This is a genomic window from Subtercola vilae, from assembly GCF_004923255.1.
Taxonomy (GTDB): Bacteria; Actinomycetota; Actinomycetes; order Actinomycetales; family Microbacteriaceae; genus Subtercola; species Subtercola vilae.
Window position 1 is genome coordinate 40,190 of the sequence record NZ_QYRT01000007.1, and the last position, 14,548, is coordinate 54,737.

Annotated in this window: 14 protein-coding genes; 6 read left to right on the forward strand and 8 right to left on the reverse strand. The window is 66.2% G+C overall.

The annotated features are described in order from the left end of the window. Positions 1-72 precede the first annotated feature (72 nt). On the reverse strand, positions 73-918 hold the full coding sequence (locus tag D4765_RS05280) for a lytic transglycosylase domain-containing protein (RefSeq protein ID WP_136641211.1): 846 nt from the start codon (positions 916-918) through the stop codon (positions 73-75). Positions 919-968: 50 nt separating this feature from the next. Here D4765_RS05280 and D4765_RS05285 point away from each other — a divergent pair, with 50 nt between their 5' ends. Both D4765_RS05285 and D4765_RS05290 read left to right on the forward strand, forming a co-directional pair. After that, a complete protein-coding gene (locus tag D4765_RS05285; RefSeq protein WP_136641212.1) occupies positions 969-1,457 on the forward strand; it encodes a YajQ family cyclic di-GMP-binding protein in 489 nt (162 codons plus the stop codon). A gap of 55 nt (positions 1,458-1,512) precedes the next feature. Continuing rightward, complete coding sequence (locus D4765_RS05290; RefSeq protein ID WP_136641213.1) at positions 1,513-2,496, forward strand: WD40 repeat domain-containing protein; 984 nt, start codon at positions 1,513-1,515, stop codon at positions 2,494-2,496. Positions 2,497-2,558: 62 nt separating this feature from the next. Here the strand turns inward: D4765_RS05290 and D4765_RS05295 are convergent, their stop codons facing one another. From D4765_RS05295 to D4765_RS05305, 3 genes are all read right to left on the reverse strand, one after another. Continuing rightward, complete coding sequence (locus tag D4765_RS05295) at positions 2,559-3,917, reverse strand: FAD-dependent oxidoreductase (RefSeq protein ID WP_136641214.1); 1,359 nt, start codon at positions 3,915-3,917, stop codon at positions 2,559-2,561. A gap of 81 nt (positions 3,918-3,998) precedes the next feature. Continuing rightward, on the reverse strand, positions 3,999-5,054 hold the full coding sequence (locus D4765_RS05300; protein WP_136641330.1) for a polyprenyl synthetase family protein: 1,056 nt from the start codon (positions 5,052-5,054) through the stop codon (positions 3,999-4,001). 55 nt (positions 5,055-5,109) lie between these two features. Then, positions 5,110-5,892, reverse strand: coding sequence for a class I SAM-dependent methyltransferase (locus tag D4765_RS05305; RefSeq protein ID WP_136641215.1), 783 nt, complete (start codon positions 5,890-5,892; stop codon positions 5,110-5,112). Between the two features lie 124 nt (positions 5,893-6,016). Between D4765_RS05305 and D4765_RS05310 the strand changes: the two genes are divergently transcribed. Next, the gene (locus D4765_RS05310) at positions 6,017-7,279 is read left to right on the forward strand and encodes an FAD-binding protein (RefSeq protein ID WP_136641216.1); all 1,263 of its coding nucleotides are present in this window, start codon (positions 6,017-6,019) and stop codon (positions 7,277-7,279) included. 128 nt (positions 7,280-7,407) lie between these two features. Continuing rightward, positions 7,408-8,682, forward strand: coding sequence for an isochorismate synthase (locus tag D4765_RS05315; RefSeq protein WP_416351959.1), 1,275 nt, complete (start codon positions 7,408-7,410; stop codon positions 8,680-8,682). 111 nt (positions 8,683-8,793) lie between these two features. Here the strand turns inward: D4765_RS05315 and D4765_RS05320 are convergent, their stop codons facing one another. The 3 genes from D4765_RS05320 to D4765_RS05330 form a co-directional block, all read right to left on the reverse strand. After that, positions 8,794-9,762 (reverse strand): PPK2 family polyphosphate kinase, encoded by a 969-nt coding sequence (locus tag D4765_RS05320; RefSeq protein WP_237280275.1) that lies wholly within the window; start codon positions 9,760-9,762, stop codon positions 8,794-8,796. A gap of 103 nt (positions 9,763-9,865) precedes the next feature. Beyond that, positions 9,866-11,851, reverse strand: a complete 1,986-nt coding sequence (gene menD, locus D4765_RS05325) for a 2-succinyl-5-enolpyruvyl-6-hydroxy-3-cyclohexene-1-carboxylic-acid synthase (RefSeq protein ID WP_201799230.1) — start codon at positions 11,849-11,851, stop codon at positions 9,866-9,868. A gap of 68 nt (positions 11,852-11,919) precedes the next feature. Then, positions 11,920-12,285, reverse strand: coding sequence for a PLD nuclease N-terminal domain-containing protein (locus D4765_RS05330; protein WP_136641218.1), 366 nt, complete (start codon positions 12,283-12,285; stop codon positions 11,920-11,922). Positions 12,286-12,386: 101 nt separating this feature from the next. Here D4765_RS05330 and D4765_RS05335 point away from each other — a divergent pair, with 101 nt between their 5' ends. After that, positions 12,387-12,692 (forward strand): DUF4229 domain-containing protein, encoded by a 306-nt coding sequence (locus D4765_RS05335; RefSeq protein WP_161580361.1) that lies wholly within the window; start codon positions 12,387-12,389, stop codon positions 12,690-12,692. Between the two features lie 6 nt (positions 12,693-12,698). Here the strand turns inward: D4765_RS05335 and D4765_RS05340 are convergent, their stop codons facing one another. Next, positions 12,699-13,211, reverse strand: a complete 513-nt coding sequence (locus D4765_RS05340; RefSeq protein ID WP_136641220.1) for a MarR family winged helix-turn-helix transcriptional regulator — start codon at positions 13,209-13,211, stop codon at positions 12,699-12,701. Positions 13,212-13,344: 133 nt separating this feature from the next. Here D4765_RS05340 and D4765_RS05345 point away from each other — a divergent pair, with 133 nt between their 5' ends. Further along, positions 13,345-14,526: a TerC family protein gene (locus D4765_RS05345; RefSeq protein WP_136641221.1), complete on the forward strand. Its 1,182-nt coding sequence runs from the start codon at positions 13,345-13,347 to the stop codon at positions 14,524-14,526. Positions 14,527-14,548: the final 22 nt, after the last annotated feature.

The window sequence follows — 14,548 nt, forward strand, 5'->3', positions numbered from 1 at the left end:
GCGGCTCCCTGGAGGCCGTTCGGGGGCTCTGTGGGGGCTGTCGGCAGGCTGGCAACGAGGCTGCGGGTGCCCTCAGCCGGTGACGGAGGCCACCTCTAACGCGTAGCGATTGGCGTACTGCGACACCTTCAGCAGGTACGACGTCGCGTCGTTGTACGAGGTGATGGCGGCCATCCACTCGCTCGCGACACTCACGTCGCGGCCGTGATAACAGAGGTAGTTGGCGGTGGCGAGCGAGGCATCGTCGATGTTCTGCGGGTCGGCGATGCCGTCGCCCGAGGCATCGGTGCCCCAGTTGCGCCAGGTCTCGGGGATGAGCTGCATGGGGCCAACGGCGCGATCCCATTCGGCGTCGCCGTCGATGGCACCCCCGTCGGTATCGGGAATGCGGGTGACGCCGGCGCCGTCGAGCGCGATGCCGTAGATGGGCGGGCTGACCGTGCCGTCAGCGCCGATGGTACTGCCGGCGTAGGTGCCGTTGGCCGATTCGACGGTGCCGATGGCGGCGAGGGTGTTCCAGCCCAGATGGCAGGTCGATCCGCTGTTCTGGCTGGCGATCGCGACGCCCGCGTAGGCCTGAACGGCACGCAGCGGGATGCCCGTGGCAGCCGCGGTACGGCCGGCCCATTCAGCGTCGACCTCGCCCGCGTGGCCGGCAAGCGCCGCGGGTGTCGATGCCGATCTACTGACCGCGGGTGACTCGGGCGGTGCCACGGGGGTGGCGGGGGCATCCGGAGAACCGATGCCTGCAGCGAGACTGCCTACGGTACGGAGTGCCTCACCGAGCGGGCCGGCGGCGAAGATGCCGGCGACGAGCAAGACGACGACCACGACCGTAAAGACCAGGGCGATGAACAGGCCGCGACGGTGAGGGACGACACGACGACGACCACGACGACGACGGCGGCGGGAAGGCATTCGCCCACCCTACAATCCGGAGCCCGCGAGACAGCCGGTACGATTGGTGCATGGCAGATTCAAGCTTCGACATCGTCAGCAAGGTCGACAAGATGGAGGCCGACAACGCCCTCCACCAGGCACAGAAAGAGGTCGAGCAGCGCTACGACTTCAAGAACATCGGCGCTTCGATCGACTGGAGCGGCGAGAAGATCCTCATGAAGGCCAACTCAGAAGAGCGCGTGAAGGCCATTCTCGAGGTCTTCGAGGCCAAGCTCATCAAGCGCGGCATCAGCCTGCGGAGCCTCGACGCCGGCGAGCCGTTCCCGAGCGGCAAGGAGTACCGCCTCGAGGCCGAGCTGAAGAACGGCATCGAGCAGGAGGCCGCGAAGAAGATCTCGAAGCTCATCCGCGACGAGTCGCCGAAGACCGTCAAGTCGCAGATCCAGGGCGACGAGCTGCGTGTCTCCTCGAAGAGCCGCGACGACCTGCAGGGCGTCATGGCTCTGCTGAAGAGCGCCGACCTCGAGGTCGCCGTGCAGTTCATCAACTTTCGCTGACACGCTTCGCCGAGTTTTGCTCAGATCTGCATTGATTTGGCGGTAGTCTTCTTCGATGCCACCGCTAGAAGAACCGCTGATGCTGCAGCCCCTCCGCGACATCGTGTTGAGTAGGTCGATCAGCGACGTCGCCTTTGTGAACGAGCACGAGCTCGTCGTTGCTGACGTCGAGTGCACGCTCTTCACATACGATTGGCGATCCGGCACCGCGACCCTGCGCGCCCATCACTCCGACGTGTTACGAGAGAGTGCCGCGAGCGCACCGGTACCGCTCATTCAGCCGCTCATCGCGGTCGAACCCGGCGGGTCGGTTGTTGTGAGCCCCCATGACGGCATGTTGGTCAGCAAAGAAACCGACGGACTGTGGCGGGTACTGACAGAGACCACTGGCATGTCTACCCCGGCGTTCTCGTTCTCGCCCACCGGCGACTACTTCGCGATGGCGGCAGAGGGAGAATTGCGCGTCTGGAACATGCGCGATCCTTCGCAGTACACGGTCGATGACGTCGACGCCTTCACCTGGGCACCCTCCACCACAGCCATCGTGGTTCTGCTCGGCGACGGGCGGCTGCAGGCTCTCGACGCGCGCTCGGGCACGGTGGTGCACGAGGTGGGAAGGGTGGAGTACGGCGGTCAGGCCAGGGGCACGCTGGGCACGAACGACTTGGCCATCCTCGGCTCGGGCATTCTCGTGGTCGCACTCGAAGGGTGGTCGATCGACTTCTGGAACCTCTCACCCTTTTCGCTCGTCAAACGGCATTCCGTCGTGGAGGCTGCGGAGTCGGTATTCACAAGCGAGGAGGGCGACTGGTTCGTTACGGAGTCAGACCACATGGTGAGATTCTGGGATTCAGAGACACTGACCGAGGTCTGCGAGCCGTTGGGCAAACCGGCCAGGCAATGGCAGGGCATCCGGTTCTCGCCCTCTGGTGAACTCATGGTCACCATCGGTATGCCTGAAATGGAGGGTACGGGCGAGTTCGCCTTTGCCAACGAGAACGTCAGGGCTACGGTCTGGCGCGTGATCCGCGGTCAGTGATCCACGGTCACCTCACACCTGTGCCGGGGGTCGCCGGGTTGATTCGGTGAAAGGGGGCGAACCTACTCTGCCGTCTGGTTCGAGACCGCGACCATCTCGTCGCGCGCGACGACCTTGATGCGCACACGGCCCGCCGCAGCGCCCAGCCCGAGCTCGTACTGGTCGAGGTGGTGCCAGCCCTCGACGGTGGTGTACACCACGCCGCGCGACTCGAGCAGGGCGACGATGGCCTCTTCGCCGGGCTCGGCCGGGCTCCACCAATTGGCGGCATCGTTCACGACGTGGCTGAGGGTCTCCATGGCGTCAGACTTGGTGTGGCCAATGAGGCCCACGGGGCCACGTTTGATCCAGCCGGTGGCGTAGACACCGGGAATGACCTCGTCATGGTCATCCAGAACCTGCCCTTCGCGGTTCGGAATCACGCCGTGCAGCGAGTCGAACGGCACCCCGTCGAGTGGTGAACCGAAATACCCCACCGCGCGATAGAGCGCCTGAATCGGCAGTTCGCGAAACTCGCCGGTACCCGTGACGCCGCCCGCAGCATCGGGCTTCGTACGCTCGTACCGGATGCCCGTCACCGCGCCATCGGCCCCGAGAACCTCAATCGGCCGGGCGTAGAAGTGCAGGTGCAGCCGCCTCGACGCCGTGCCGGCCGGCCTCGTGCGCCACTGGTTCATGACCCGGTTGATGACCATCACCTGCTTGTTCGTGGCGATGGCCGCCTCAGACGCGGGGTCGAGATCGAAGTCTTCGTCGTACACGACGATGTCGACATCGGGCACCTCGCCGAGCTCACGCAGCTCGAGCGGAGTGAACTTCACCTGAGCCGGGCCGCGCCGGCCGAAGACGTGCACGTCGGTGACGGGCGACTTCTGGAGGCCCTCGTAGACGTTCTCGGGAATCTCTGTGACGAGCAGGTCGTCGGGATGCTTGGCCAGAATGCGGGCGACATCGAGCGCTACGTTGCCGTTGCCGAGCACCGCCACCTCGCGGGCGTTCAGCGGCCATTCGCGGGGCACATCGGGGTGGCCGTCGAACCAGCTGACGAACTCGGCAGCGCCGTACGAGCCATCGAGGTCGATTCCGGGAATGTCGAGTTCAGCATCCCGAATCGCGCCCGTGGCGAAGATCACCGCGTTGTAGTGCTTCTTCAGGTCGTCGAGCGTGAGGTCGACGCCGTAGCGAACGTTGCCGAAGAACCTGATGTCGCCGCGGTCGAGCACCTCGCGAAGCGCGCCGATGATGCCCTTGATGCGCGGATGATCGGGGGCGACCCCATACCGCACCAAGCCGTAGGGCGCAGGCAGGTGGTCGAAGAGGTCGATCGAGACGTCGAAGTGACGCTCGGCTTTGATCAGCAGGTCGGCGGCGTAGATTCCGGCCGGCCCTGCGCCGACGATGGCCAGGCGGAGCTTGGTCATGGGGAGGTGGTTCCTTACGTTGTCGATGACACGCACGCCGAGCGGGGTGGCGGTGCGCGCAGGGTTATTCGGAAAGCTCGGCTAACTCGATCGCTCGACCATGGTGTCGGCGAACCGCAGCAGGGTCTTCTTGACGGTGCCGTCGGGCAGCACGTCGAGCGCTGCGATGGCATCGGCGGCCCACTGACGTGCGGCAACCATGGTCTCGGCGGTCACCGGATGCCCGCGCAATTCGGCGATCAGGGCGTCGACCTCCGCGGCGGGAGTGTCTGCGATCAGCTCGGGGTCGAGTCGGCGCAGCAGGTCGGCGGCCCCGGGGTCGGTGGGGGCATCCCTCTGCAGATACAGCAGCGGAAGGGTCACGACACCGGCGCGAATGTCGGTGCCGGCGGTCTTGCCCGTGGCATCGCTCGGCGGGGCGAGGTCGATGACGTCGTCGACGAGCTGGAAGGCGATACCGATCTTCTCGCCGAAGTCGAACACGGCCTGCTGGTACACCTCTGGCGCGTTCGACACGAGCACACCGAGCTGGGCCGACGCCGCGATGAGCGAACCGGTCTTGTCGGCCAGTACGCGCAGGTAGTGCTCGATGGCGTCTTCACCGGGGCGAGGGCCGACGGTCTCGTGCAGCTGGCCGAGGCACAGGCGTTCGAACGTGTCGGCCTGCAATCGGATGGCCCGCTCACCGAGAATCGACAGCAGCTTGCTCGCACGGGCGAACAGCAGGTCGCCCGTGAGGATGGCGATGGAGTTGCTCCACACGTTGTGCGCGGTGGGAACGCCCCGGCGCTGCTCCGCCTCATCCATGACGTCGTCGTGGTAGAGCGAGGCGAGGTGGATGAGCTCGATCGAGGTGGCCGCAGTCACCACGTCGTCGGTGACGCCGTCGCCGAGCTGCGCGGTGAGGAACGCGAGGATGGGGCGCACACGTTTGCCACCGGCGTCGAGCAGGTACCGGGCCGACACTTCGGCCATGCCGTCGTGGAAGACGGTCTCGGCTACGAGGCGCTCCTCGAGGCGCACGAGGCCCTCATCGACCGCCTTCGCGGCCTTGCGGTCGTCGGCCGTCGCAAACAGTCGTTCGGTCAACGAGAACGAGGCCGAACTCGAAGGGCTTCGTCGCGCACCCTTCGACAGGCTGGTGCCCCTGGAAGAATTCAGGGACCAATTGGTCGGCTTCACGGGGTCAAGCCTACTGAACCGGCTGCCGAGTGGTGGGCCCGCTTGACGGGTGGGTAGCAGACTCGTCGTGCAGCGACGCTGCCTCTGTGCTGGCCGGCTTGGTGCCGCGGTGCAGTGCGACGATGCCGAACGTCAGATTGCGGTAGCCCACGCCCTCAAAACCGGCGTCGCGCATCCACCCACTGAGTGTGCTCTGGTTGGGCCAGTCTTTGATCGAGTCGGCGAGGTAGATGTAGGCATCGGGGTTCGAGCTCGCCAGCTTCGCGATGGCCGGCATGAACCGCTGCAGGTACGCACCGTAGCCGAGGCGAATGGGCGCGAACGGAGGTGTGCTGAACTCGCAGATGACAATGCGGCCGCCGGGTTTGGTCACGCGATAGAGCTCGGCGAGGGCGGTTCTCGGCTCCATGATGTTACGGAGGCCGAACGAGATGGTCACCGCGTCGAACTCGTTGTCGCCGAAGGGCAGGTTCATGCCGTCGGCCACCAGGAACTCGATGTTGGTGTTGCCGGCCTGCTGGCGCTTGCCCACCTCGATCATTCCGGGCGAGAAGTCGGCCGCGACGACCGTCGCTCCGCTCGCCGCCAGTGATGCGCTCGAGGTGCCGGTGCCGGCAGCGAGGTCGAGAATGCGTTCACCGGGTTTCGGCGCCACCGCTTTGGTGGTGGCCACCCGCCACAGCAGGGCGTTACCCGCCGAGAGCACGTTGTTCGTGCGGTCGTAGTGGGTCGACACATCGTCGAACATCGCAGAAACCTGCGCGGGCTGCTTACTGAGGTCGGCCTTAGACACCGTTTCAGTTTACGGTGCCTTCAGAAGCGCACGGCAAAGGCTCAGGATGCCCCCAGCAGACCCCCACCTCGGAAATGCGTCATGCTTGAGTGACACACATCCTCAACGGCGAAAGTGAAGTGGCATGACAACTGCAGCAGGGCTGAACTGGGCCGGCAACTATGAGTTCACGGCGCCGCGCCTGCACACGCCGGGTTCGGTCGACGAGGTGCAGCAGATCGTCGCCTCCGCAGAGCGCGTTCGTGCGCTCGGAACCAAACACTCGTTCAACGCCATCGCCGACTCGGCGGGCGATCTGATCAGCCTCGTCGATCTGCCCCCGGCCATCGAGATCGCGGCCGACGGCCGAACGGTGACGGTGGCCGCCGGCACCCGGTACGGCATTGTCGCGTCGCTTCTGCAAGCCGAAGGCTTTGCGCTGCACAACATGGGGTCGCTGCCGCACATCTCCGTCGCCGGAGCGGTGTCGACCGGTACCCACGGTTCGGGCAACACGAACGGCAACCTGTCGACTGCGGTCAGCGGGCTCGAGATCGTGAGCGGGCGGGGCGAACTGGTCAGCGTCACGCGCGAGCATCCGTCGTTCGCCGGCATGGTGGTGGGCCTCGGGGCGTTCGGTGTGGTCACCCGCGTGACCCTCGACATCCAGCCCACCTTCGACGTACGCCAAGACCTCTACGTCGATCTGCCGTGGGATGCCGTACTCGCCGACTTCGAAGCGATCACGAGTGGCGCCTACAGCGTGAGCCTCTTCACGAACTGGGTGGGCGACACGCTCAGCCAGGTGTGGCTGAAGACCGTGGTGCGAGACGGCCAGCCTGCGTCGATGCCGAGTGACTTCTTCGGAGCCACGCCTGCTCCCCTCACGGTTTCGTCGCCGGCCGGCAGCGACAACACCACCGTCACGGGCGGGGTTGTCGGGCCGTGGTCTGAGCGGCTGCCGCATTTCAGGCTCGACTCGACGCCGAGCAACGGCGACGAGATCCAGAGCGAGTTCTTCGTCGACCGGGCGCACGCCGCCGCCGCGCTCAGCGTGGTGCGCGAACTCGGCGAGCGCATCGCGCCGCACCTGCTGGTCACCGAACTGCGCACGATGGCGGGCGACGAGCTGTGGCTGTCGCCCGCATACGGGCGGGATTCGCTGGCTATTCACTTCACCTGGAAGAACGAGCCGGAGGCCGTGATGGCACTGCTGCCCGACATCCAGGCCGCGCTGGCACCGTTCGGCGCCCGCCCGCACTGGGGCAAGGCGAACACCCTCACGTCCGCGACCGTCGCGCCGCTCTACGAGCGCCTGCCCGATTTCGCGGCCCTGGCCGAGGTCTACGACCCCGACCACCAGTTTCGTAACGCCTACCTCACCCGCATGATCGGCCTCGCCGACTGAGCTGGGCGGCGACGGGGCGGCGGGCACGGAGGCGGGCGTAATCTGGGGGCGTGACCGAAACTTCTGAATCTGCGCCGCGACTGCTCGTCGAAACGGTGCGGGTGGGCGACATTCGCATGCTGATTCCGATGCTCGATTCGCGCGATCCGCTGCTGTGGATACGAAAAGGCCAGGGCTTCGCCGGCATCGGCACGGCACTGCGCCTCGAGTTCTCAGGCGAGAACCGCATCAGCGACGCGGGGGCGGCCTGGCGCGAGATCGCGGCCGCCGCGACCGTGGTCGACCCGCTGAAGACCCCGGGCACGGGTCTTGTCGCGTTCGGGGCGTTCGCGTTCTCGGCCCAGTCCGCCGAGAAGAGCGTACTCATCGTGCCGCGCGTGCTCGTGGGCAAGCGCGACGGAGTGCACTGGATGACGACGGTGCACGTTCTGCACCCCGACCAGGTGATTCCGGGCGAGGCAGAGGCCGGGCATCCGGAGCCGACGCGTTCAGGGACACAGCCAGAAGCGCGCGCTGAGGCACGGCCTACTCCCCCGATGAGCCGGCCCGAGCCCACGCTTCCGCCCGCGACCCCGCTTGGCAGCGAGTACCGCATCTCGCTGCTGCCGGGCGCCGCCAAACCCGACACGTACCGCGCCGCCGTCGAAGAGGCCGTCAGCCGTATCACGCACGGCGACCTCGAGAAGGTCGTACTCGCGCGCGATCTCGTGGGGCACCTACCCGACGGTTCCGACCTGCGCCGGGTGATCACCGACCTCGCGCTGGGCTACCCCGACTGCTGGACTTTCGCGGTCGACGGCCTCATCGGCTCGAGCCCCGAGACCCTCGTGAGCGTCAGCCACGGCACCGTCACCGCCCGCGTGCTCGCCGGAACCATTTCGCGCGGCCGCGACGCCGAAGCCGACCACGACCAGGCCGTCGCCCTCGCCACCAGTGCCAAAGACCTCGACGAACACCGCTTCGCTGTGGCAAGTGTCATGTCGGCGCTCACGCCACACGCACGCACGCTCGCTGCGAGCGAGATTCCGTTCACACTGAAACTTCCGAACCTCTGGCACCTCGCGAGCGACATCGAGGGCACGCTCGGCGACGGCTCCACCTCGCTCAACCTCATCGCATCGCTTCACCCCACCGCTGCGGTGGCAGGCACGCCGACTAAGGATGCCCTGCGGCTCATCGAACGCCTCGAACCGTTCGACCGCGGTCGCTACGCGGGCCCCGTCGGCTGGATCGGAGCCGACGGCGACGGCGAGTGGGCCGTCGCGCTGCGGTGTGCGCAGGTCGACGCCGACGGCTACATCACAGCGTACGCGGGCGCCGGAATCGTCTCCGAGTCAGACCCCGAGCGCGAGTTTCTCGAGACGCGCATGAAGTTTCGCCCCATGGTCGAGGCCTTCGCGTAACCCGCCTCGCCCGCCCTCGCCCCCGCTCGTCAGTGTTCGCAAGATCACAGCGGTCGGCAGAGCGGTCGGCGCACCGGTCGGCAGAGGGGGAGGGCGAGCATCCGGAGGCGATCAAGTCGCAGCAAGGCGCGCCTTCTCGACGTCGATGTCGTAGTCGGCGGCCGGCCACTGCTGGTCGAGACCCCGAAGGGCGGCGCGCAAGAGGTTCTGCACCGCGAGGCGGGCATACCATTTGCGGTTCGCCGGCACGACGTACCAGGGGGCCGTGACGGTCGACGTGCGATCGAAGACGCTCTGATAGGCGGCCTGGTACTGGTTCCACAGCATGCGCGAATCGATGTCGCTGGGGTTGTACTTCCAGTGCTTGTCGGGGCGCTCGAGGCGCGAGGCCAAGCGGGCCTTCTGCTCGTCGGGGCTGATGTTCAGCATGACTTTCACGACCGTGGTGCCGTGCTCGGCCAGTTCGGTCTCGAAGTCGTTGATCTGCCGGTAGCGGTCGTCGATCTCCGACGGGCTCGCCAGGTTCAGCACTCTGCCGGCCAGAACGTCTTCATAGTGCGAACGGTCGAAAACACCGATCTGCCCGGCGGCAGGCAGGCGTTTGCGAATACGCCACAGAAAGTCATGCTGCAACTCCTCCTCTGTGGGCTTCTTGAAGCTGGCATGCGATATACCCTCGGGGTTCACTGAGCCGACAACGTGGCTGACGATGCCGCCCTTGCCCGACGAATCCATGCCCTGCAGAACCAACAGAACTGAGCGACTGTCACCCGAGAGGCTGTTGGCGAACAGCTTCTCCTGCAGCGACTCGAGTTCGGCACCGGATGCGACGAGCTCACGCTGGCCAGCGATCTTGTCACCGCGATAACCGGGGGCGGCGCTCGGGTCGGTGTCGGCGAGCACGAAACCGGCTCCGGCGTGCAGGAGGTCGGCGGGGGCATCCACCCAGCCCGACAGAGGTGCCTTGCCCGCAACCCTGTCAGACCTGTCAGCTGCATCGGCGGCGACCCTGTCGCCCGACGCTTTCGCTTTCGCTTTCGAGCCCGACTTCTTCGACGATGCCATGATGACGCCCTCCATTGGATCGCCCCAGCGTACTGCGCACCCACCCGAGCCCCCCATCTTCGCGTCGACGCGAAGCGCGTCGGTGTGCTGGTCGACGCGAAGCGCGCCGGTGTGCGGGTCAGCGCTGCAGGGGGACTTCGAGCAGGGTAGGGCCGGAGACGGGGGCCGTGAGGGCGGCGTCGAGTTCGGCGCGGGTGGTGGCGCGGGTGTAGTGCCAGCCGTACGCCTTCGCGAGCGCCTCGAGGTCGGCGGTGTGTGGCGTGATCATCACACGGTCAAAGGCGGTTCGATCGGCGGTCGCGGCCACCTCGAGGGTGTCGAAGATCGTTCCACCCTGGTCGTTGGCGACGATCAGCTGGATGCGCGGTCGCCGCTCCCCCGCACCGAAAAGCATGCTCCCCACGTCGTGCAGCAGGGTGAGGTCGCCGAGCAGCACCCGGGTGACGCCGACTCCGCTGGCGGTGGCTGTTCTGGCGGCGGCGGTGGCGGTGGCGGTGGCCTTTACGCCCGGAAAGCGTGAGCGCTGGCTGGCCAGGGCGATGCCGGTGGCGGTGGCGATGGTGCCGTCGATTCCGGCGAGGCCGCGATTGGCGTGCACGGTGATCTTCTTGCCGGGGGCGGCGCGGTCGAGGTCACGAATCAAGCGAGAGGCGCCGAGGATCAGACGGTCGTGCGGCCAGGTGGCCCGCCAGACGGCGAGCCCGAGCATCCGGCGGCTGATCGGGGTGCGGAGCGCGGCCAGTTCGGTGACGCGGTAGTCGCGGCGATCGGCGATGTTCGGTGATCGGGCAGCTTCGACGTTGGGGGGTGCCACGTCGTCGCTCTGTGCATCGACGATGGAACGGCTGGTCAGCACCCACGATCGCAGCCATTCGCGTTCGGCGTCGAGCACGTCGCCGGTGGCGGGCGGAACGCTGGCCTCGGTGACGAAAGTGGTGACGCGGTGACCCGGGTTGTACACGTCGGGAGGGACGGCGGACGCGGGTTCGGATGCGGCAAGGTGCGAGAGTGTCAGCGCGGGTTCGGGCGCGGCGGGCTCACCGCCGGGTTCGGGCGCGATTGCGAACCGCTCGCGGGCAGTGGCCGGCGAGGAGAGCGCGAGCGCCGCCGGGGTCACGACGATGGTTTCGACGCCGTCGCGCAGGGAGAGGGCCGGAACCTCACGCGAGAGTGTCGGGTGCCCGAACACGATGACGCGCTGCACGAGGCCGCCGAGGCCCGGGTCGTTCAGCAGCTCGCGGTAGGCGATGACAAGGTTGCGGCCGTAGCGGGATCCGCTCGATGCTTCGGCGAGCAGCGGCCAGCCGCCCTGGTGGGCCAGCTCTTCGGCGGCGGGTCCGGCGCCGTGACCGGCCACGACAACAGTGCGGGGGCCGCGCGGCAGTTCGATGGGGGCGCTGAGCGCGGCAGGAGCAACGAGTTCGGCGGCCGCGACGTCAGCAGGCAATGGCACCTGCACCGGCACCTGCACCGGCACCGACGGCTGCACCTGCACCGACACCGACAACGGCTCCGACACCGCCGAGAGGGCGGGCATCGGCCCCGACAGCGGCTCTCGAAACTGCAGGTTCAGGTGCACCGGCCCGGGGGTGCCGGTGTGGGTACCGAGGGCCGCATCCACCGCGGCGCGGGCGAGGTCGGCAGCACGGCGGGGCTCGGCGGGGTCGCCGGTGGGAGCATCCACGTCGACCGCCAGACGCACAAAACGGCCGAAGAGGCCGGGCTGCCACGTGGTCTGGTTGCCGCCGGTGCCGCGCGCATCGCTCGGGCGGTCAGAGGTCAGCAGCAGCATCGGAACGCCCGAGTGGCTGGCCTCGAGCACGGCAGGCAGAAGGTTGGCGACGGCCGTTCCCGACGTTGTAACGACGATTGCCGGATGCCCGGTCTCAACCCCGAGGCCGAGAGCAGTGAAGGCTGCCGAACGTTCATCGATGCGCACCTGGAGGTCGAGCATGCGTGCACTGTCGAACGCGGCGAGTGCGAGAGCCAGCCCCTGCGAGCGCGACCCGGGGGTCAGTACCGCGTCGGTCACGCCGAGCGAGACGAATTCGCGGAGCAGTGCGACGGCGAAGTCGGCCGCAGGGCTGACAACAGACTCGCGCACAGGTGACGCACCCGAACCCGCACCCGCCGATGCGCCCGATTCAGCCGCACCAGGTTGATGACCGGCCGTCACCGCTCTGATCTGCCGTTGTCGGACTTCTTGTTGTCGGGGTCGTCATCGACGTCGGCGAGGGCTTGCTCGAGGTCGCGCAGCTGCGCCTCAGACACCGGGTCGACGCGGAGAGCGCCCAGAAACTCGGGGTCGTCGTCGGGGCCGACCGTGCGATACACGGGCTGCTTGCCGGCGCTCTTTCGCCCGCGACCGATCAAGAACCACAACACCCCACCGATGACCGGGAACAGCAGCACGATGAGCACCCATGCCACTTTGGGCAGCCCTCGTACACGCACTCGCGCGAACAGCAGGCAGTCGACGAGCGCGTACACGTAGAAAGCCACCGCAATCGCGACAAGACCAACCAGGAGACGAGCCATGCACAAACCTTACGCCTTGAATATGCCCTCGCGGCCGGTGTCAACTATGTGCAGAGCAGCCTTACAGCGAGTGATCAGAACCGGTCGCATAAACTGTGCATGTGAAAACTGGACGCACGTGGCTGGTCTATACGCTGATTCGCCTCGGCATCTTCGCCGTGGTGCTCGCAGCCCTTCTCCTGACCCAGATGACACCCTTCATTGCGGCAGCGGTTGCGGCCGTCATTTCGCTCTGCGCCTCGTACATCTTTCTGCGGAAGCCCCGCGAGCAGCTGGCTGAAGGCCTCTACGAAGCACGTCACGGTGAGGCCAAGCAGGCCAAGCGTCTGCCGGAGAAGGCGGGCTCTGACGAAGAGAACGAAGACACCGTGGTTGATGCCTCCGATCTGGATGCTCCGCAGAAGTGATTCGGGTCAGAGCGATTCGTTGTGCCGCCAGACCGCGTCGGTGACCCACGAGAGCTCGTCACTGAACCGCTGTAGCAGGCGCGAGAAGTCTGCGCGATCCTCCTCGTTCCATTTGCCGACGAGGGTGTTGTAGACCTCCTGCGCGATGCGGCGGTGCCGCTCGATCGCCACTCTGCCCGCAGCGGTTGCGGTCACGAGCACGGCTCGCCGATCGGCCGGGTCGGGCTCGCGCACGACGAGGCCCGCCGCTTCGAGGCGCCTGATCTCTGTGGTCATCGTCGACTTGTCGACGCTCAACCACTCGGCGAGCCGTGACATGCGGGTCGGCTTGGAGCCGACGAGGCGTTCGAGGAGCCAGGCGTCGGTACTCGAGAGTGCGGCGCCCTCGGCGTCGTGCAGCGTGCGGCGGTTGTCTGCCCTCGTCGACCACCGCTGGATGAGCGCGAGTGTCGATTCGATCGACTCACCCACATTGACGGGCTCGACCGTCTCGGCGGGCTCCATACCGTCTTCAGCCATACCTGAACATAACCTGTCTAACCACGTTGTTGGTTTGGTTGGATCAATCCAACTAATATAGTGGGAGCACACCAACTAAATTACCCCCTCCCCTTCACCCGCACCGTCTCGCTCACGAGGAGAAACGTCTCTCATGGAAATCCCCGGTTATGTCTGGCTGCTCACCGTCGTCGGTATTCTGGCCCTGCTCGCCTTCGACTTCTTCGTTCACGTACGAAAAGCTCATGAGCCCACTCTGAAGGAGGCCGCCAAGTGGTCGGCCATCTACGTGGGCATCGCCATCCTGTTCGGCGTCGGCCTGCTGATGTTCGGGGGGCAGACCCTCGGTACCGAATACTTCGCGGGGTACATCACCGAGAAGGCATTGTCAGTCGACAACCTCTTCGTCTTTCTGATCATCATCGCGAGCTTCCGGGTACCGCGCGCCGACCAGCAGAAGGTGCTGCTCTTCGGCATCGTCTTCGCGCTGATCGCCCGCACCGGGTTCATCTTCATCGGTGCCGCGGCCATCAACTCCTTCGCGTGGCTGTTCTACCTGTTCGGCGGGTTCCTCATCTTCACCGCCATCAAGCTGCTGCGCCCCGAGTCAGAGGGCGATGACGCCGACAACGTCATCATCCGACTCGCAAAGCGACTGTTCCACACCACCGAGCGGTACGACGGCGACAGATTCTTCACCCTCGAGAACGGCAAGAAGGTTCTCACCCCGATGCTGCTCGTCATGGTTGCCATCGGCGGAACAGACCTGCTGTTCGCGCTCGACTCTGTACCGGCCATCTTCGGTCTCACCCAGAACACCTACATCGTGTTCACCGCCACGGCGTTCTCGCTGATGGGGCTCCGCCAGCTGTTCTTTCTCATCGACGGGCTACTCGACCGTCTGATCTTCCTCAGCTACGGTCTCGCCACGATTCTCGCCTTCATCGGCGTGAAGCTGGTACTGCACGCGTTGCACGAGAACAACCTGCCCTTCCTGAACGGCGGGCAGCACATTCCGGTGTTCGAGATCAGCACCGAGCTCTCGCTGATCGTGATCATCGGAGTTCTCGCCATCACCGTTCTGGCTTCTCTCTTCAGCCCGGCCGGCAAGGCGAACACTGTCATCAGTGATGCCCGCATCCAGGCGAAGAAGTTCGTCGAGCACGACTTCGACAACGACACAGCCGCACGCGACAAGACGTACAACCGCATGCTGGCTCGCGAGGCGGCCATCAAGACGCTGCCGACCAAGTACAGCGCGAAAGCGGCCGAAGACGACGAGCTGATCGAGCTGCTCGGTAAGGCGCACGAATTGCGCGGCCAGAACGCAAAATAACGTCGTATCCTCTAGCGTGGGG